This window comes from Xanthobacter sp. DMC47, assembly GCF_056313845.1.
The window spans coordinates 448,509-465,254 of record NZ_JBQUZM010000001.1; the positions used below are offsets into that span (position 1 = coordinate 448,509).

Consider the following 16,746-nt stretch of genomic DNA (forward strand, 5'->3'; position numbering starts at 1 on the left):
CGCGCACCCTGACGGACGCGCCCGAAATCGTCATCCGCAGCCTGTTATCCGCCATTCCGCGGCCTCTTTCTCGGCATTGCGCGCACCCGGTTTGTGCAGCGTGCGAAGTGCCCCTTTTTCCCCTTCCGGAAAACCCGCTGCGGTTGATCCTTCCCGCGTTTGCGACATTGACGCGGCAAAGCTTCCCCTGCGATCTTTGGTCCGCGGCATATGCCCTTCTCCCGGCAGACGATCGCCGCGCCCCTCGACGACACGCGGTTCCGACGGACCCGGTCGCCGTCCGGACCAGAAGCCCAGCGCCGCTCCCATGCCCCAAGCCGCCCCACACGTTGCTGCACCAGCCGCTGACCTCGCCCCCGTGCGGTTCAACACGGCCGACGTGCCGGAGGCCGAACGCATGGCCTTCGTCCGGGAATATTACGGCCCCGTCCTGACTGGCCTCGACCTCGCGCCGGACCCGGACGATCCCTTCCGCGTCTCGGTGAGCTTCCTTGACCTGCCGGGCGCCCTCGTGGCGCGGGGGCAGGCCAGCGCCATGGTCTCGACCCGAACCGCCGCGCTGCTCGGCGACGGCATCGACGACCTGACCATCTGCCGTGCCGAGCGGGCCTATCGCGTCACCACGCCCGATGGCCGCGAGATGGAAGTGGGTGTGGGCGAGACCGGCGTGTGGACTCTCGGCCAGCGCTCATCCTCCATCATCCAGCCCGACACCCGGTTCCGCACGGTGCAGGTCTCGCGCAGCCTGCTGCGGACCCTGGTGCCCAACCTTGATGACGTGAACATGGTGCGGCTCGCTCCGGGCGAGCCCGCGCTCGACCTGATGTTCGGCTATGCCGAGCTGGTTGAGCGCCAGCACATCGGGTTCGCGGAAGCCGGCCGTGTGGTCGCGGGGCAGCTGGCCGAGCTCGCCGCCTTGGCGCTGAGACGTGGAGCGCCCGGGCATGACGCGTCCGGACGCAGCAGCGTGAAGGCCGCCCGCCTCGCCGCCGCCAAGGCCGCGACCCGGGCCGCGCTCCACCATCCCGACCTGTCGGCGGCCACCATCGGCACCCAGCTCGGCATCAGCGCGCGCTATGTGCAGCTTCTGTTCGAGGAGGACGGCGAGACCTTCTCCGCCCACGTCACGCGGCTCAGGATGGAATGGCTGCGGCGGATGCTTGACGATCCGCGCCACGCCCACCGGCGCATTGCCGACCTCGCCTTCGAGGCCGGCTTCCGCGACCTCTCCACCTTCAACCGCCAGTTCCGCCGCCATTTCGGCGAGGCGCCTTCCGCCGCGCGCCGCCGAAGCCCGCCGTAGGGCCGGCTCAAAACGCGCCGGACGGGCGCCACGCTTCGGACACCAGACTTTAGTAATCGAATCGCCAATGTAGCGGAGCGCCGGAAACGCTTCGGCGCCGGTGGAGGTTATCCTCCCACGGCGCCAGCTTGGCGGCGCGACGGGAGGCGTCGATGTTTCAGTCCCTCCACTGGCGTTCCGGCCCCTCCACCGCAGCGGCCGCCCCCAAAGCTGCGACCTCTTCCGCGACCAGCCCCGCGCCGCAGCCCCCCGATTCCGGCCCACCCGATCTCGGCACGCCCGCCCACGCGGCGCCGCGCACGTCGGTGCCCAACGGCCCGGCCATCGGCCTCGCGCTCGGGGGCGGGGCGGCGCGCGGCTTTGCCCATATCGGCGTGCTGAAGGCGCTGGACCGGGCAGGCATCCGCCCCTCGGTGGTGGCTGGCACCTCCATCGGCGCGGTGGTGGGCGGCATCTGGGCGGCCGGCAAGCTCGACACGCTGGAGGAGTGGGCCCTCAGCCTCACCAAGCGCAACGTGCTCGGGCTGCTCGATTTCAACCTCGGCGCCGCCGGCCTCATCGGCGGCCGCCGCCTCGTGGAGCTGATGCGGCGCAATGTGGGCGGCATCTCCATCGAGGATCTGCCCATCGTGTTCGCCGCCATCGCGACGGAGCTGGGCACGGGCCACGAGATCTGGCTCACCCGTGGCGACTTCGTGGACGCCATTCGCGCCTCCTATGCCCTGCCCGGCATCTTCACCCCGGTGAAGGTGGGCGGGCGCTGGCTGATGGACGGGGCGCTGGTGAACCCGGTGCCGGTCTCCGCCGCCCGCGCCATGGGGGCGCGCATGGTGATCGCGGTGAACCTCAATGCCGACGTGTTCGGCCGCGGCACGGTCATCCAGGACCATGGCGGGGTGGTGGAGCGCGTCGCCGAGATGGCGGTGGCCGAGAAGAAGGACGGCCTCGCCGGTATCCTCAGCCCAGACCGGCTGCGCCGGCAGTTCTTCGCCGGCCCCTCGGGCGACGGCCCGCGCGGCCTGACGACGGTGATGATCGACGCCTTCAACATCACCCAGGACCGCATCGCCCGCTCGCGCCTCGCGGGCGATCCGCCGGACGTGATGCTCTCCCCCAAGCTCGGCCGCATCGGCCTGTTCGAATTCCAGCGGGCGAAGGAGGCCATCGCCGCCGGCACCGAGGCTGCCGAGCGGGCGCTGGAGGACATCTCCTCCACGATGGTCGCGCTGGGCTAAGCCCGCGCCGCGCGCGGGGGCATGGGTCGCGCTGGGCTAAGCCCGCGCCGAGCGGGCTCGGGTCGCCCTGGGGCAGGCCCGCGCAGCAGCGCGGGCACGGGTGGCGCCGGGCTGAGGCGCGCGCCATGCGTGAGTATAGGTGCCGCCGGGCAAGCGGAGCGGCTATGGTCCGCGATCTTCCGGATCAGGATCTGCCCCGCAATGTTCTACGAGCCGTCCAAGCGCAACCACGGCCTGCCCTTTTCGCCGCTGAAGGCCATCGTCGCGCCCCGCCCCATCGGTTGGATCTCCTCGCTGACGCCGGAGGGCGTGGCGAACCTCGCCCCCTATTCCTTCTTCAACCTGATCTGCGAGGCGCCGCCGCTGGTGATGTTCTCGTCCGCCGGCCGCAAGGACAGCGCGGCCAACATCGAGGCCACCGGCGAGTTCGTCTGCAACCTCGCCACGCTCGACCTCGTGGATGCGGTGAACCTCACCTCCGCCCCCGCGCCGCGCGATGTCAGCGAGTTCGACCTCGTGGGCCTCGAGCGCGCGCCCTCGCGCCTCGTGAAGCCGCCGCGCGTGGCGGCCAGCCCCTGCGCGCTGGAATGCGTCTATGTGGAGACCTTCCGGCCGAAGGGCCGAGACGGCACGCAGCCCGACCAGCACATGATCATCGGCGAGATCGTCGGCGTCTATGTGGACGACGCCGCCATCGTGGACGGCCGGGTGGACATGCGGGTCATGAAGTCCCTCGCCCGCTGCGGCTATCTCGACTACGCCTGGGTCGAGGAACTCACCGAGCGCGAGCGCCCGCCGGGCGGCGGCATGGATTTGAAGGCCCGGACGAAGGCATAGAGGGGCGTTCGCCCCCAAGATCTCCTGACCATTCGGCCCGGCAACACAAACGTTGCAGTTGTACCGATGGGCTGTTACACAACCCTACATTGATTCATGCGATCTCTGCACGGTTGGGGGGCCCATGCCGGACGAACGCGCATTAGGTGTCGCAACATGGGCGGTACGCCTCAGTGCGCGACAGCTCGATCTGAACATCGTGGAGGCGGCGCGCACGGCGCTTGCCGCCCTCGACGAATTCGAGGGCACCACGCGCTGGAGCACACAGTTCCAGAACGACCCCGCAGGCTTCTTCTCCGCCCACAGTGGGGAATGCCTGGATCTCGGCCGCATCATCGCGGTGGAGCAAGGACCCCCCGGGAGCCTCGTGTTCAAGGCTCAGGCCCGTGCCACGGCCGTCCCGCTGCAATTCGGCGGGCCGGAGATCGCTGCCTGCGCCGGGGCCGTCGCCGTGATTTTCGTCGCCATGCGCTTCCACACGATCAAGCTGGACAGGCGATCGATCGAGATCACCGCGTACCCGCCGGACCCGTCCGTCAGCGAAGCGATCAAGGCAGCCACGAAGTTGCTGGCACGCCTGTTGGCTCCCCTTTCGCTCCCCGATTCATCTTCATCCAATAGTCGAGACGACGATGACGACGCCAACCAAGATCCTTCCCTTTGACCCGGAGCGACGGAACAAGAAGGCGTTCCAGAAAACCGATCCCGAGCAGGTAGCCACACGGCCAGCGCCAATCATCACGCGCGCCATCGGCGAGGCCCTGATCCGGGGGCTGACAGACGCCTTTCGCGCAGGACTATTGCAACAGCATCTGCCGAACCTCGAAGCCAAGCCTGCCGGAGGCAACGGGATCGAGGAAATACAGCCATGGCAGCCCGGACAGACTGATCTGGCCCAGCGGTATCTACTCGGCTTCTCCCTCAGTCTCGAGCACAATACGAGCGTCGGCGCCAGCTACAAGATTTTCGTCCGCATCCATTCTGCGGCCCAGATCTACGCGAGCAGGAAACGGCAGTCCTTCAACAATTTCATCGTTGAAATGGGCAACCGGATCGCCGCACTCGCCAACGAGCCGCAACTCGCCGCGCAATTCCATCCCGCGGTCGCCCAGGGTGCTTTCGCGGGTATCGACTTCATCAGGCGCTATGAAGTCTCCTGCCACAGATTGGTGCGGCTGCTTCTCAAGGGCGGGACGGATGCAACGCCGGCCGACGAAATCCGAATTGGCGACAGTATCGTCCATTCCGACGATGAGACCGCCATGGGCACCGTCACCCTGTTCGTCAAGAAAGAGGGACAACCGTTCGTCCTCGGTGCCGGGCACCTGGTGACCTGCATGGGTCGGGCGGCGCCCGAGACGGATATCCTCCGGGTGAAAAAGGGAATACCTGCAACCGAGCCGATCGGCACCTACCGCTTTCCCTCGGCCATGCCTTTCGTCGATGAGCAGCCCGCGCCGCTCGACGCCGCGCTTTTTGCGGTCGGGAAGGGCCGGGCGATCGAAGGCAACAAATTCCGTCGGCCCGGCTTGGGCGAGCGGAAATACAAGGTCACCGGGATCACGGTCACTGAGCCCACCAGAGACGTCAATCGACCTCTGGTGAAGGTGGTCGGCCGCAAGCAGCGTCTCGTGGACGTTGAGGTGCATGCCATCAACGCAAGCTTCACGGCTGTCTCACCCAATGGTGATCTGTTCCACTACGACGGGATGCTCGAGCTTCGACCGCCGGAGAAGAAGTCCGGAACCGAAGCAGCCGCCACCTTCACCGAAGGCGGCGACAGCGGATCAGGCGTTTTTGTCCTGGATCCGGAGAAGTCCTGTGCACTTTTTGCGGGTATGATCGTCGCAGGAAACGGCAAAAAGGGCGCAGGCGGACTCGCCTACGCGCTTCCGGTGGACGCGATCATCGAGGGGTTGGGTATCTCCGTTCCGGGAGACAAGTCATGACAGCTCACAGCTTGGACGAAGCCAAGGCATTGCAAAAGATCGCCCGCGACGAAGTTCGCAAGCGCATCAGCCAGAGCGCGGTCTCCAGCGTCAGCATGCTCGACGACGGCAACTGGGCGCTGCAATTCCGCTTCCCTTATTCCATAACGGCCCAGGAGCGCAGCTTCCTGAAGTCGCTGGAGGCAGAGAGCGGCATCGTCATTCTGGTCGAGGAAAAGGTCGGCCTGATCCGCCACCTGACGCGTTGAGCCTCACTCCGCCGGCGTGCCCTTGCAGGGCATGGCGCGTTCGGTGGGCGCGTAGATGAGGATGTCGGGCTTGAAGCGCTCGACGGCCCCCATCTCGAAGCGGCAATAGCGGTGGTGCATCCACGCGTAGGCCGACGCCTGCGACGCGCCGAGGCCGCGCCAGGAGCCTTGGGAGAAGCTGTCGCCGATGACCATGATGCGCGGGCCGGCATGGCCCGTGTCGATGGCATAGGGCTGGAAGGGATCGTTGTCCGGCACTGGCTTGAAGATGCCGGGGATGAGCTTCGGGTCCTTCGGCGCCACCATGGGCCCCTTGGGCGGGAACATCACGTCCGGCGGGTTGGGCACGGGCGATCCCGTCGCGCGCAGGAGGTCGCCGGTGAGGCGCGGCTCGGGCGGACCAAGGGCGTCCTCCGGCTTCACTTCCAGGTCGGGACGGCCGGCGGCGGCCATGGCGGCGTTGAAGCCGAGGAGTTGGCCGCGCTGGTTCCAATGGGTGTCGTAGCGCCAATGGACCGGCCCGCTCTTCTTCGCCTCGGCGAGGATGGGGCGCATGTCCACGAAGGTGATGCCGGCCGCCTTCATCTTCTCCGCCACGAGATCATATTCCGTGGGCGAGACCTTCAGGCGCCGGGCGTAGGCGGGCAGATACTCGAAATTGGTGGTGTGGCCGTTGGGCGGGATGAGCACCACGAAGCGTCCGCCATGGGCGGCCATGTAGGCGTTCATGCGCTCGGCGAGCGAGACGATGCCACTCACCGCCTCCGGCCGCACCAATTGGCCGAGCGACTGCTCCAGCGCGTGCTCGTCCTTCAGGAAAAGCGAGCCGTTCTCGCCCTTCAGCGCGAGGTCGCCCTGGGTGTCGCCGATGAAGCGCACATAGGACCGATGGGCGGTAAGCACCGCGCCGCGGAAGCCGAAGACGTTGTTGATGTAGGGATCGAGCCGGCGCGCCGCGTCTTCCCACCAGCGCGCCTCGGGGGCGGCGACGGTGCGCAGCGGGGCCGGCAGGTCCGGCGCGACGAGGCCGATGGTGGGCAAGGTGAGGATGGCGAAGAAGATCACCGCCCACCAGCGGCGGAAGGACATCAGAAGCGGCATGGCGTGTCCTCCCTTCTCAGAAGCGGAAATAGAGGAACGGCGAGTAGGTCGCCGCGCCCACCGAGAGCACGCAGAGCACGAACAGGCCCCACACCACGAGCGAATCCACCGCGCCGAATACGGCCAGCCGCATCTTCGGCGCCATCGAGCGGCCGCCGGGGCGCGGCAGGCCGAACATGGCGAGGGGCCACGCCAGCACCAGGATGGCCAGCGTCACCGGCTTCAGCTCCACCTCCAGCTGGGCGGAAAGATAGCCGGCGCCGTTCATCCCCACGAGCCCCTGGAACAGCTCCAGCGCCTGCGGCAGGCTGTCGGCGCGGAACCACACCCAGCCGGTGAGCACCACCAGCAGCACGTAGAGATGGGAGAGGACGCGCGGCGCGCCCTTCATCCACGCGCCGAAGCGGGTGCGCTCCAGCACCAGGAAGGTGCCGTGGTGGGCGCCCCAAATCACGAAGGTCCAGCTCGCCCCGTGCCACAGGCCGCAGAGCAGGAAGACGGTCCAGAGGTTCGCCGCCGTGTGCAGATGGCCGTGCCGGTTGCCGCCGAGGGGGATGTAGAGATAGTCGCGGAACCAGCTCGACAGGCTCATGTGCCAGCGGCGCCAGAAATCCGAGATGGAGCGCGCGCCATAGGGCAGGTTGAAGTTGCGCGGGAACTTCAGCCCCATGGCGATGGCGAGGCCGATGGCCATGTTGGAATAGCCGCCGAAGTCGAAATAGATCTGCAGCGCATAGGCCGTGACGCCCAGCCACGCCTCGCCGAGATTGGGCGCCGAGGTGTGGTCGAACACCGCCGCCACCACAGGGGCCACCTCGTCGGCGATCAGCACCTTCCACGAGAGGCCGATGACGAAGATGCGCAGGCCCGCCGAGACGCGGCCGAGCGTGGTGCGCCGCTGCCGGATGCGCCGGTGGATGGTGGAGTAGCGGACGATGGGGCCGGCCACCAGCTGCGGGAACATGGTGATGTAGACCGCGATCTCCTCGAACCGCCCGTTGGCCGCGGCTTTCCGGCGGTACACGTCCACGAGGTAGGAGATGGCGTGGAAGGTGAAGAAGGAGATGCCGAGTGGCAGCGCCGGATGCACCACCGGCAGCGCGAGGCCCGCCGGCGCCAGCAGCAGGTTGAAATTCTGGGCTAGGAAGCCGGAATATTTGAAGGCGATCAGCCCGGCGAGGTTCGCCGCCACCGCAAGACCGAGCACCCGCAGCCGCCAGCGTTCGCTGCGGCCGTCGATGGCAAGGGCGAGGAAGTAGTTGCCGACGATGGATGCCGCCAGCACGAGCACGTTGGCGATGCCGCCCCAGGCGTAGAACACCAGCGAGAAGGCGAGCAGCACCATGTTCTTCGCGCGCACGCCGGGGGTCGCGAAGTAGCACAGCAGGAAGGCCGGCAGGAAATAGAACAGGAAGGTGACGGAGGAGAAGACCATGGCTCGCCGGCGCCCGGGGCGTCAGTAGACGAACTGCTCGCGCAGGATGCGTTCGTCGAGACCATGGTCGGGGTCGAACAGCATGTCCACGGAGGAGGTGGTATCGAGCCGCGCAGAGACGGCGATGATGTCGCGCACCTCGAAATGGTCGGCCGCCGCGCTCACCGGGCGCTTGTCGGCCTCCATCACGGCGATGTCGATGCGCGCACGGTCCGGCACCAGCGCGCCGCGCCAGCGGCGGGGGCGGAAGGGCGAGATGGGGGTCAGCGCCAGAAGCGCCGTGCCGAGCGGCAGGATCGGCCCGTGGGCGGAGAGGTTGTAGGCGGTGGAGCCGGCCGGGGTCGCGACGATGATGCCGTCGCAGATCAACTCCTCCAGCCGCATCTTGCCATCGATGGAGATGCGCAGCTTCGCCGCCTGATAGGACTGGCGCAGCAGGGACACCTCGTTGAAGGCCGGCGCGCGGTGGCGCATGCCGTTGGAAGTGACCGCCTCCATCATCAACGGATGGATGGTCACCTGCTGGGCGGCGGTGAGGCGCTCGACCAGCCCTTCCTCGCGGAAGGTGTTCATCAGGAAGCCCACCGAGCCGCGGTGCATGCCGTAGATGGGCAGGGTGCGCTCGCGGAAGCGGTGGAGCGTCTGGAGCATCAGGCCGTCACCGCCCAGGGCGACCACCACGTCGGCGTCTTCCTCCGCCACCAGACCGTAGCGGGCGACGAGGCGCTCGCGCGCGGCCTCGGCCTCGGGCGTCTGGCTGGAAACGAAGGCGATGCGCTGGAAACGGGGTTCGCTCATCGGTGCGTCGGTCAGGAGGATCGTCCGGTCGGCGGGCCGGGAGCGGAAGGGGCCGGGTACGGTCTAGCGGTCCCGCCGCAATCTGTCGAGGCGCCGGGCGGGATGGTAGGGTCGCGGTGGAAGCGCATCGGCAGCCTAGCCCCGCCGCGTGCCCCGGAGGAGCTTATGCCCGCGCGCATCGTCTATGCCACCTTCCCGAGCGTCGCGGAGGCCGAGGAGATGGGCCGTGCCCTGGTGGAGGCGCGGCTCGTGGCCTGCGCCAACATCCTGCCGGAGATGGTCTCCATCTACCGCTGGGAGGGGAAGATCGAGCGCGGCACCGAGGCGGTGATGATGCTGAAGACCACCGCCGAGCGGGCCGCCGAGGTGGTGGAGGCGGTGCGCGCCGCCCATCCCTACGACGTGCCCGCCATCGTCGTGCTGCCGCTGGAAGGCGGCCTGCCGGCCTATCTCGCCTGGATCGCCGGCGAGGTGGCGGCGGGAGGCTGAAGCACCCGCCGCCCTGCCCTCACAGCACCGGGCGCCAATAGATCGGCTGGTAGCGGTAGCCGTCGCCCTTCTTCTCGATGTAGGCGGCGCCGGGGAACGGGAAGTGATAGCCCGCCACCAGGATGCGCTCCGCCGCGAGCCGGTCGTAGGTCTTGCGCCGCACCGCCTCGGCCGCTGCGGCATCCATGTCGAACGTCGCGTGCCAGCCGGGATTGGCCACGAACAGCGCGGGCAGATTGGTGATGTCGGACTGGATGAAGAGGGTGTCGAAGCCCGACTCCAGCTCGAAGGAGGTATGCCCGGGCGTATGGCCCGGCGTGCCGACCGACTTGAGGCCCGGCGCCAGTTCCTTGTCCCAGGCGTAGCGCTCCACCTTGCCCTCGAACGGCTTGAACACCCGCCGCACGTTCTGAAAGCCGGGCTTGAGGCCATCCGGCGCGCGGCTCATCTGGCCGTCGTCCATCCAGAACGCCCATTCCTTCTCCGGCACCATCAGCTGTGCCTTGGGATAGGCCGGCGTGCCGTCGGCGAGGAGGAGGCCGTTGATGTGGTCCTGATGGAAGTGGGAGATGACCACCTGATCGATGGAGGCGGGATCGATCTCCAGATCCTCAAGGGTCGAGCGCACCAGGCCCACGGGGCCAGCCTGCCCGCCGTTGCCGGTATCCACCAGCACCTTCCGCCCGCCGATGTCGAGCAGCAGGACGGTGAAGGAGATCGGCACCTGATTTTCCGGCAGATAGGCCTTCTTCAGGGCCGCGTTCACCGCGTCCTTCGGCTGGTTGCGCACGAAGGTGTCGGAGAGCGGGATCGTCCGCATGCCGTCGGAGATGGCCGTCACGACCACGTCGCCGACCTTGTAGCGATAGGCGCTTGGAACCTGCATGGGGCCGGCTGTCTTCGTCGGTTCGGGTTTGGCTGCGACAGGCTGGGCCGGAGTCTTGGCGGGCGTCTGGGCGGGCGTCTGGGCGGCGGCGCCCCCCATGCCGGCCAGGGTGCCGGCGATGCCGGCCGTGCCGGCCAGAAGGGTCCGGCGGGAAACCTCGGTCATCCAATTCTCCTCGGGGCGTGAAGCGCCGGAAGATTAGGACACCGCTTCAGGACAAATCGATGCCGGAACGGAAACGCCGCGCTCACATCCCTGCGAGCGCGGCGTTTCGAATCATAAGCTCGACCAGGAGCTTAGCCGTGAGGATCGGCGCACCGCCGATTCCGGCTCCTATCAGCGCACCGGCGGGGCATACTGGATGCCGCCCATGCTCCAGAGCTGGTTGATGCCGCGCGGGATGCCCAGCTTGGACGCGGCGCCCACGTTGCGCTCGAAGCTCTCGCCGTAATTGCCCACCGCCTTCACGATGCGCACCACGAAGTCGTTGGACACGCCGAGTTCCTCACCGTAGCCGCCCTCGTTGCCGACGAGACGCCGGACCTCGGGCTTCTTGGACTTCAGCGCGGCGTCGATGGTGTTGGTGGCGACGCCGAGTTCCTCGGCGTTGATCATCGCGAACACCGTCCACTTCACCAGATTGAACCACTGGTCGTCGCCCTGGCGGACGACGGGGCCGAGGGGCTCCTTGGAGATCACGTCCGGCAGCACGATGTGGTCGCCGGGCTTCGCCATGGTGAGGCGCAGGGCATAGAGCTGCGACACGTCGGTGGTGAGCGTGTCGCACTTGCCCTCTTCGTAGGCCTTCACGAGGTCGCCGGAGGTGGGCAGCGTCACCAGTTCCAGCGTCATGCCGTTGGCGGCGAAATAGTCCTTGGTGTTGCTCTCGGCGGTGGTGCCCGCCTGGACGCAGACCTTGGACTTGTCGAGTTCCAGGGCGGACGTGACCTTGCGGGCGTCGCGCACCAGGAAGCCCTGGCCGTCATAGTAGTTGATGGCGGCGAAGAGCAGGCCGAGCTTGGCCTCGCGCTCCAGCGTCCAGGTGGAGTTGCGCGAGAGCACGTCGATCTCGCCCTTGGTGAGGGCGGGGAAGCGCTCGTCCGCGGTCAGCGGCACGAACTTCACCTTGTTCGCGTCGTCGAAGATGGCCGCGGCCAGGCCGCGGCACAGGTCCACGTCGAAGCCCGTCCACTTGCCGGAGGCGTCCTGCGCGGAGAAGCCGGGGAGCCCCTTGGAGACGCCGCAGACCAGCTCGCCGCGGTCCTTCACGGTCTTGAGGGTCTGCGCCGGTGCCGCCGTGGCGCCGAGCGCGAACGCCGCGCCGGCCAGAAGGGCCAGGATCGTCTTCATGAAATCCCCCAGTGAGAAACGGGTGAAAAGAGGCGCGCCCTCAGAGCTCGGCCTGCTGGCGCACCACGACCTTCGTGCCCACCGGGACACGGCTGTAGAGGTCGATGATCTCGCTGTTCACGAGGCGGAAGCAGCCCGAGGACACGGCGTAGCCGATGGTCTGCGGCTGGTTGGTGCCGTGGATGCGGTAGACAGTGCCGCCGATGTAGAGCGCGCGGGCGCCCATGGGATTGCCGGGGCCGCCGGCCATGAAGCGCGGCAGGTAGGGCTGGCGCTGGATCATCTCGGACGGCGGGGTCCAGTCCGGCCACTCGGCCTTGCGCTCGATGGTCTTGAGGCCCGACCACTGGAAGCCGTCGCGGCCGACGCCGATGCCGTAGCGCATGGCGCGGTTGTCGCCCTGCACCAGGTACAGGAAGCGCTCGTTCGTGTGGATCACGATGGTGCCGGGCTTTTCCGTGGTGCGGAAATACACCGGCTGGTGACGGAACTGCGGATCGAGCTGGGCGATGTCGTCGTCCGGGGCGGTGAGGCCCGGCTGGTCGTCGATGTCCATCACCGCGCCGGGGCCGCCGCGCGGACCCACCTGGGCGCTGGCGCCGGCGGCGAAGGCAAACACGCCCACCTGAAGCAGGGCGGCGAAGGTCAAGGTCTTGATCGTCACAGGCATCATGCCGGCCTCTTCTAGACGCATCCCGGGCCTCGGCCCGGTCGAGCGGTGTCCTCGCCGGTCGTGCAGCCCTGGAAAGGCGCGCCGACCGGTTTCCCACCCCGCGTGACCCGCCCTGCCCTCCGCGAAGGCCCTCCCCGGACCTTCTCGGAACGACGCCGGCATGGCGAACACTCACGACCCCGCTTCCCGATTAGCCGAGGCCGCGCGCGAGGGAAAGGGGGGACGCGGCCGAAGCAGTGCAGCATTTTGGCCCTGAACGGTTTCTGAACGGTATCCAGAGCGCGGACGCCGCCCGTTTCAGGCGCTGGGCTGTCGCGGGCCTTGCTTCGCCGCCGGTCGAGACGCCTCACCCCGCCCGCGCGCTTTACGCGGCGCCATGGCCTCGCCTAAAAGGGCGCGCTTAACGAAAAGGCCTACCTGCGAGGTGCGCAGGAGTGGGCCGCAAGGAGCTTTGACATGATTTCCCTGACCTTCCCCGACGGCGCCAAGCGCGATTATGCCGAGGGGACGTCCGGCGCGGACATCGCCGCCGCCATTTCCAAATCCCTCGCCAAGAAGGCCGTGGCCGTCACCCTCGACGGGGAACTGGCGGACCTCTCCCAGCCCATCACCCGCGACGCGAAGCTGGAGATCGTCACCCGCGACGACCCGCGCGCGCTGGAGCTGATCCGGCACGACTGCTCCCACGTGATGGCGGAAGCAGTGCAGGAGCTGTGGCCGGGCACGCAGGTGACCATCGGCCCGGTGATCGAGAACGGCTTCTATTACGACTTCGCCCGCAACGCCCCTTTCACCTCGGAAGATCTGCCGGTCATCGAGGCGAAGATGCGCGAGATCATCGCCCGCGACCGCCCCTTCACCAAGGAAGTGTGGACGCGCGATGAGGCGAAGCGCGTGTTCGCCGCCAAGGGCGAGAACTACAAGGTCGAGCTGGTCGACGCGATCCCCGAAGACCAGGACGTGAAGATCTACAAGCAGGGCGAGTGGTTTGACCTCTGCCGCGGTCCGCACATGCCCTCCACGGGCAAGATCGGCAACGCCTTCAAGCTGATGAAGGTGGCGGGCGCCTACTGGCGCGGTGATTCGAACAACCCGATGCTCACCCGCATCTACGGCACCGCCTGGCAGGACGAGAAGGAACTCGCCGCCTACCTGCACCGGCTGGAGGAAGCCGAGAAGCGCGACCACCGCCGCCTCGGCCGGGAGATGGACCTCTTCCACTTCCAGGAGGAAGGCCCCGGCACGGTGTTCTGGCACCCCAAGGGCTGGACCCTGTTCCAGGAACTGGTGGCCTACATGCGCCGCCGGCTGAAGGCCGACTACAGCGAGGTCAACGCCCCGCAGGTGCTCGACCACTCCCTGTGGGAGACCTCCGGACACTGGGGCTGGTACAAGGAGAACATGTTCAAGGTCCAATCGGCCGGCGACGAGACCAAGGACGAGCGCGTGTTCGCGCTCAAGCCCATGAACTGCCCCGGCCATGTGCAGATCTTCAAGCACGGCCTTAAGAGCTATCGCGACCTGCCCATGCGCCTCGCCGAATTCGGCGCGGTGCACCGCTACGAGCCTTCGGGTGCGCTGCACGGGCTGATGCGCGTGCGCGGCTTCACCCAGGACGACGCCCACATCTTCTGCACCGAGGAGCAGATGGCGGCAGAGTGCCTGAAGATCAACGATCTCATCCTCTCCACCTATGCCGACTTCGGCTTCGAGGAGATCGTGGTGAAGCTCTCCACCCGGCCGGAGAAGCGCGTGGGCTCGGACGCCGTGTGGGATCACGCCGAAGAGGTGATGACCCGCGTGTTGGCGCAGATCGAGGCCCAGTCGGGCGGGCGCATCAAGACCGGCATCCTGCCGGGCGAAGGCGCCTTCTACGGCCCCAAGTTCGAATACACGCTGAAGGATGCCATCGGCCGCGAATGGCAGTGCGGCACCACCCAGGTGGACTTCAACCTGCCGGAGCGGTTCGGCGCCTTCTATGTGGATGCGGACGGGCAGAAGAAGACGCCGGTGATGATCCACCGCGCCATCTGCGGCTCCATGGAGCGCTTCACCGGCATCCTCATCGAGCACTTCGCCGGGCACTTCCCGCTGTGGCTGGCGCCGACGCAGGTGGTAGTCGCCACCATCACCTCGGATGCGGACGACTATGCCGCCGAGGTGGTCGCCGCGCTGAAGGCGGCGGGGCTGCGCGCGGAACTCGATCTGAGGAACGAGAAGATCAACCTCAAGGTGCGCGAGCACTCGCTGGCCAAGGTGCCGGTGCTGCTGGTGGCGGGCAAGAAGGAGGCGGCCGAACGCACCCTCTCCATCCGCCGCCTCGGCTCCAACGCCCAGTCCTCGGGCGCGCTCGACGAGGTCATCGCCGCGCTGGTGGACGAGGCGGTGCCGCCGGACCTCAAGCGCAAGGCGCTCAACGCCAAGGCGGCGTGAGGGGAGAAAACAGGACGGAATGAGAGAGGCGGGGCTTCGGCTTCGCCTTTCTTTTTGCGCTCAAACAAACACTGTTTACAAACACTGTTTGTTTGATTAGCCTCCAATCATCGAAAAAGGAGGTTCCCGTGGCATCGTCCAGCGCACTCAAGGCCCCGACCGATTCCCGCTACGCGCCCCTGACCGCCTATCTTCGGACCGTCAGCCAAACCCATATTGCGATGACGTTCGCGGAGATCGAGGCCCTGGTGGGCCATCCCCTCCCCGCCAGCGCCCGCCGACACCGCGCGTGGTGGAGCAACAATCCGAGCAACAGTGTTATCACCTGGGCCTGGCTGGCTGCCGGTTACAAGTCCGAGCAGGTCGATATGGAGGCCGGCCGCCTCGTCTTCCGGCGCGCGGAGGAGGAGGAACGGATCTCGGCCATCGCTGAAGCTGCTCCCGCTGCGGCCGCCGACCGCGCGAGCCTGCTGAAGGCGCTCTATGGGGCGCTCAAGGGTACCGTCACGGTCCCGGACGGGACAGACCTCACCGCGCCTACCGCGACCGACTGGCGGGCGGACCACTGAGATGGCACTGCCCATCCTGCTCGATACGTGTGCCGCCATCTGGATCGCCAATGGCGACAGGATCGCACCCGAGGCGCTGGAAAGGCTGGCCGACGCCCTCGAGGCGGGGCAATCGATCTTCATCTGCCCCATGACGGCCTGGGAGATCGGCCAGTTGGTGGCATCGCGGAAGATCGCGCTGGCGCAGTCGCCGGCCGCGTGGTTCCGGGCGCTCGTCGCCCTGCCCGGCGTCGCGCTCGCGGCCATGCCCCCCGAGGCTCTGGTTGAATCGTCTTTCCTACCGGACGAGCCCCCCCGCGACCCGGTGGACCGCATCATGATCGCCATGGCGCGCCATCACGGCTACCAGTTGATGACGCGCGACCGGCTCATCCTCGGCTTTGCCGCCCGCGGGCATCTTCAGGCCATCGCGTGCTGACCTACTTCTTCAGCGTCGCGAAATAGGCGGCAAGGTCCGCCGCCTCGGCGCGGGTGAGGGAGACCTGCGGCATCTGGGGATGCGGGTTCAAAAGGCGGAAGGCCAGCCAGGGGCCGGAAATGTCGGCTTCACACGCAGCGATGCTGGCGAAGGATGGGGGCGCCGCTTGCGGCGCTCAGGGGCGGGGTCCCGACCACATGGCAGCAGGCGTACCGGCGCCCGGCAATCGTCTGCCCGGCCGTGGCTCCGGCTCCGCCCGCCGCGCGCACTGGTCAGAATTTGTAGCCGATGCCCATGCGGATGGCCTGCTGGTTCAGGTCCTGCAGGATCGTGGAATTGGTGCCCACCGAGTTCTCGGAGCTGTCGAAGCCGGTGTAGCGATATTCGACGCGGGCGGTGAAGTGATCGGAGAGGGCCTGCTCGACGCCGGCCCCCACGGTCCAGCCCGGACGGGTCTCGCCATAGGCGTGGAACGGTTTTCCGAGCCGCCACAGATTGTTGAAGACATCGGCATAGGCGACGCCGCCGGTCACATAGATGAGCGTGCGGTCGAATGCATAGCCGAGGCGCGCGCGCAGCGAGGCCTGCCAGTTCTCCTCCACCGCATGGCCAAAGAGGTAGGAGACGAACGGGCTGGAGAAGGCTGAGGTGCCGGTGACGGCGGAGCCTTCGATATCGCCCTCGATCCCGAGCACGATGTGGTCCACCTGCCAGTTGAAGGCGGCATAGGCACCGCCCACGATGCCGTCGGCCCCGGTGGAATAGGCCGGGCATGTGGTGCGCGCCCAGTTGCAATCCTGGCCGCTCGCCTGCGCCCAGGCATATCCGACATCCAGGCCGACGGTGAAGCCGCTCCAGGAAAAGGTTGGCTGCTCCGCCGGCGGTGCCGCGAGGGCGCCCTGCGCGCCCCCCAGGGAGACGGCGAGCAGGCAAGCGAATGCGCGGGCGGAAGAACGAACGCGCATGGAAAGTCCTCAGGCGGGAGCCGAATGCAGAATGGTTGGCGCTGCTGCGACGCAGCG

At 67.6% G+C, this 16,746-nt stretch carries 17 protein-coding genes; 10 read left to right on the plus strand and 7 right to left on the minus strand.

Going from position 1 to position 16,746, the window contains the following annotated elements; genetic code table 11:
- Positions 1-307 precede the first annotated feature (307 nt).
- From ACT54R_RS02155 to ACT54R_RS02180, 6 genes are all read left to right on the plus strand, one after another.
- Complete coding sequence (locus ACT54R_RS02155) at positions 308-1,303, plus strand: helix-turn-helix transcriptional regulator (RefSeq protein ID WP_476323007.1); 996 nt, start codon at positions 308-310, stop codon at positions 1,301-1,303.
- A gap of 152 nt (positions 1,304-1,455) precedes the next feature.
- Positions 1,456-2,538 carry a patatin-like phospholipase family protein gene (locus tag ACT54R_RS02160; protein ID WP_476323010.1) on the plus strand — a complete coding sequence of 361 codons (1,083 nt, stop codon included), beginning with the start codon at positions 1,456-1,458 and terminating at the stop codon, positions 2,536-2,538.
- Between the two features lie 201 nt (positions 2,539-2,739).
- Positions 2,740-3,375: a flavin reductase family protein gene (locus ACT54R_RS02165; protein WP_476323013.1), complete on the plus strand. Its 636-nt coding sequence runs from the start codon at positions 2,740-2,742 to the stop codon at positions 3,373-3,375.
- Positions 3,376-3,499: 124 nt separating this feature from the next.
- Positions 3,500-4,039, plus strand: coding sequence for a hypothetical protein (locus tag ACT54R_RS02170; RefSeq protein ID WP_476323016.1), 540 nt, complete (start codon positions 3,500-3,502; stop codon positions 4,037-4,039).
- Positions 4,008-5,324 carry a hypothetical protein gene (locus ACT54R_RS02175; protein ID WP_476323018.1) on the plus strand — a complete coding sequence of 439 codons (1,317 nt, stop codon included), beginning with the start codon at positions 4,008-4,010 and terminating at the stop codon, positions 5,322-5,324. Before ACT54R_RS02170 ends, ACT54R_RS02175 begins: the two co-directional genes overlap by 32 nt.
- Positions 5,321-5,572, plus strand: coding sequence for a hypothetical protein (locus tag ACT54R_RS02180; protein WP_476323021.1), 252 nt, complete (start codon positions 5,321-5,323; stop codon positions 5,570-5,572). Before ACT54R_RS02175 ends, ACT54R_RS02180 begins: the two co-directional genes overlap by 4 nt.
- A 3-nt stretch (positions 5,573-5,575) precedes the next feature.
- On the opposite strand, the gene ACT54R_RS02185 is transcribed toward ACT54R_RS02180, so the two are convergent.
- From ACT54R_RS02185 to ACT54R_RS02195, 3 genes are read right to left on the minus strand one after another with little or no spacing between them, the layout of a single operon-like run.
- Entirely contained in the window at positions 5,576-6,673 is a 1,098-nt protein-coding gene (locus ACT54R_RS02185) for an alginate O-acetyltransferase AlgX-related protein (RefSeq protein WP_476323024.1), read from the minus strand.
- A gap of 16 nt (positions 6,674-6,689) precedes the next feature.
- A complete protein-coding gene (locus ACT54R_RS02190; RefSeq protein WP_476323027.1) occupies positions 6,690-8,108 on the minus strand; it encodes an MBOAT family O-acyltransferase in 1,419 nt (472 codons plus the stop codon).
- Positions 8,109-8,129: 21 nt separating this feature from the next.
- Positions 8,130-8,906, minus strand: a complete 777-nt coding sequence (locus tag ACT54R_RS02195; protein ID WP_168460566.1) for an NAD kinase — start codon at positions 8,904-8,906, stop codon at positions 8,130-8,132.
- Positions 8,907-9,071: 165 nt separating this feature from the next.
- Between ACT54R_RS02195 and cutA the strand changes: the two genes are divergently transcribed.
- Positions 9,072-9,395 carry a divalent-cation tolerance protein CutA gene (gene cutA / locus ACT54R_RS02200; protein ID WP_476323030.1) on the plus strand — a complete coding sequence of 108 codons (324 nt, stop codon included), beginning with the start codon at positions 9,072-9,074 and terminating at the stop codon, positions 9,393-9,395.
- Between the two features lie 19 nt (positions 9,396-9,414).
- Here cutA and ACT54R_RS02205 read toward each other — a convergent pair whose 3' ends face one another.
- The 3 genes from ACT54R_RS02205 to ACT54R_RS02215 form a co-directional block, all read right to left on the minus strand.
- The gene (locus tag ACT54R_RS02205; protein ID WP_476323033.1) at positions 9,415-10,446 is read right to left on the minus strand and encodes an MBL fold metallo-hydrolase; all 1,032 of its coding nucleotides are present in this window, start codon (positions 10,444-10,446) and stop codon (positions 9,415-9,417) included.
- Positions 10,447-10,617: 171 nt separating this feature from the next.
- On the minus strand, positions 10,618-11,631 hold the full coding sequence (locus tag ACT54R_RS02210) for an amino acid ABC transporter substrate-binding protein (protein ID WP_168460576.1): 1,014 nt from the start codon (positions 11,629-11,631) through the stop codon (positions 10,618-10,620).
- 40 nt (positions 11,632-11,671) lie between these two features.
- Positions 11,672-12,304, minus strand: coding sequence for a L,D-transpeptidase (locus ACT54R_RS02215; RefSeq protein WP_476323037.1), 633 nt, complete (start codon positions 12,302-12,304; stop codon positions 11,672-11,674).
- A 456-nt stretch (positions 12,305-12,760) separates the two neighbouring features.
- Here ACT54R_RS02215 and thrS point away from each other — a divergent pair, with 456 nt between their 5' ends.
- The 3 genes from thrS to ACT54R_RS02230 all read left to right on the plus strand — a co-directional run bounded on the left by thrS (position 12,761) and on the right by ACT54R_RS02230 (position 15,724).
- A complete protein-coding gene (gene thrS / locus ACT54R_RS02220) occupies positions 12,761-14,737 on the plus strand; it encodes a threonine--tRNA ligase (protein WP_476323040.1) in 1,977 nt (658 codons plus the stop codon).
- Positions 14,738-14,865: 128 nt separating this feature from the next.
- Positions 14,866-15,306 carry a DUF7662 domain-containing protein gene (locus tag ACT54R_RS02225; RefSeq protein WP_476323043.1) on the plus strand — a complete coding sequence of 147 codons (441 nt, stop codon included), beginning with the start codon at positions 14,866-14,868 and terminating at the stop codon, positions 15,304-15,306.
- 1 nt (position 15,307) lies between these two features.
- Entirely contained in the window at positions 15,308-15,724 is a 417-nt protein-coding gene (locus ACT54R_RS02230; RefSeq protein ID WP_476323046.1) for a type II toxin-antitoxin system VapC family toxin, read from the plus strand.
- A 272-nt stretch (positions 15,725-15,996) separates the two neighbouring features.
- Here the strand turns inward: ACT54R_RS02230 and ACT54R_RS02235 are convergent, their stop codons facing one another.
- Positions 15,997-16,689, minus strand: a complete 693-nt coding sequence (locus ACT54R_RS02235; RefSeq protein ID WP_476323049.1) for an outer membrane protein — start codon at positions 16,687-16,689, stop codon at positions 15,997-15,999.
- Positions 16,690-16,746: the final 57 nt, after the last annotated feature.

Excerpts from the sequence above, each read along its gene's own strand:
- ACT54R_RS02155 (WP_476323007.1), top strand. The coding sequence starts at position 308 with ATGCCCCAAGCCGCCCCACACGTTGCTGCACCAGCCGCTGACCTCGCC.
- ACT54R_RS02160 (WP_476323010.1), top strand. The coding sequence starts at position 1,456 with ATGTTTCAGTCCCTCCACTGGCGTTCCGGCCCCTCCACCGCAGCGGCC.
- ACT54R_RS02165 (WP_476323013.1), top strand. The coding sequence starts at position 2,740 with ATGTTCTACGAGCCGTCCAAGCGCAACCACGGCCTGCCCTTTTCGCCG.
- ACT54R_RS02170 (WP_476323016.1), top strand. The coding sequence starts at position 3,500 with ATGCCGGACGAACGCGCATTAGGTGTCGCAACATGGGCGGTACGCCTC.
- ACT54R_RS02175 (WP_476323018.1), top strand. The coding sequence starts at position 4,008 with ATGACGACGCCAACCAAGATCCTTCCCTTTGACCCGGAGCGACGGAAC.
- ACT54R_RS02180 (WP_476323021.1), top strand. The coding sequence starts at position 5,321 with ATGACAGCTCACAGCTTGGACGAAGCCAAGGCATTGCAAAAGATCGCC.
- ACT54R_RS02185 (WP_476323024.1), bottom strand. The coding sequence starts at position 6,673 with ATGCCGCTTCTGATGTCCTTCCGCCGCTGGTGGGCGGTGATCTTCTTC.
- ACT54R_RS02190 (WP_476323027.1), bottom strand. The coding sequence starts at position 8,108 with ATGGTCTTCTCCTCCGTCACCTTCCTGTTCTATTTCCTGCCGGCCTTC.
- ACT54R_RS02195 (WP_168460566.1), bottom strand. The coding sequence starts at position 8,906 with ATGAGCGAACCCCGTTTCCAGCGCATCGCCTTCGTTTCCAGCCAGACG.
- cutA (WP_476323030.1), top strand. The coding sequence starts at position 9,072 with ATGCCCGCGCGCATCGTCTATGCCACCTTCCCGAGCGTCGCGGAGGCC.
- ACT54R_RS02205 (WP_476323033.1), bottom strand. The coding sequence starts at position 10,446 with ATGACCGAGGTTTCCCGCCGGACCCTTCTGGCCGGCACGGCCGGCATC.
- ACT54R_RS02210 (WP_168460576.1), bottom strand. The coding sequence starts at position 11,631 with ATGAAGACGATCCTGGCCCTTCTGGCCGGCGCGGCGTTCGCGCTCGGC.
- ACT54R_RS02215 (WP_476323037.1), bottom strand. The coding sequence starts at position 12,304 with ATGATGCCTGTGACGATCAAGACCTTGACCTTCGCCGCCCTGCTTCAG.
- thrS (WP_476323040.1), top strand. The coding sequence starts at position 12,761 with ATGATTTCCCTGACCTTCCCCGACGGCGCCAAGCGCGATTATGCCGAG.
- ACT54R_RS02230 (WP_476323046.1), top strand. The coding sequence starts at position 15,308 with ATGGCACTGCCCATCCTGCTCGATACGTGTGCCGCCATCTGGATCGCC.
- ACT54R_RS02235 (WP_476323049.1), bottom strand. The coding sequence starts at position 16,689 with ATGCGCGTTCGTTCTTCCGCCCGCGCATTCGCTTGCCTGCTCGCCGTC.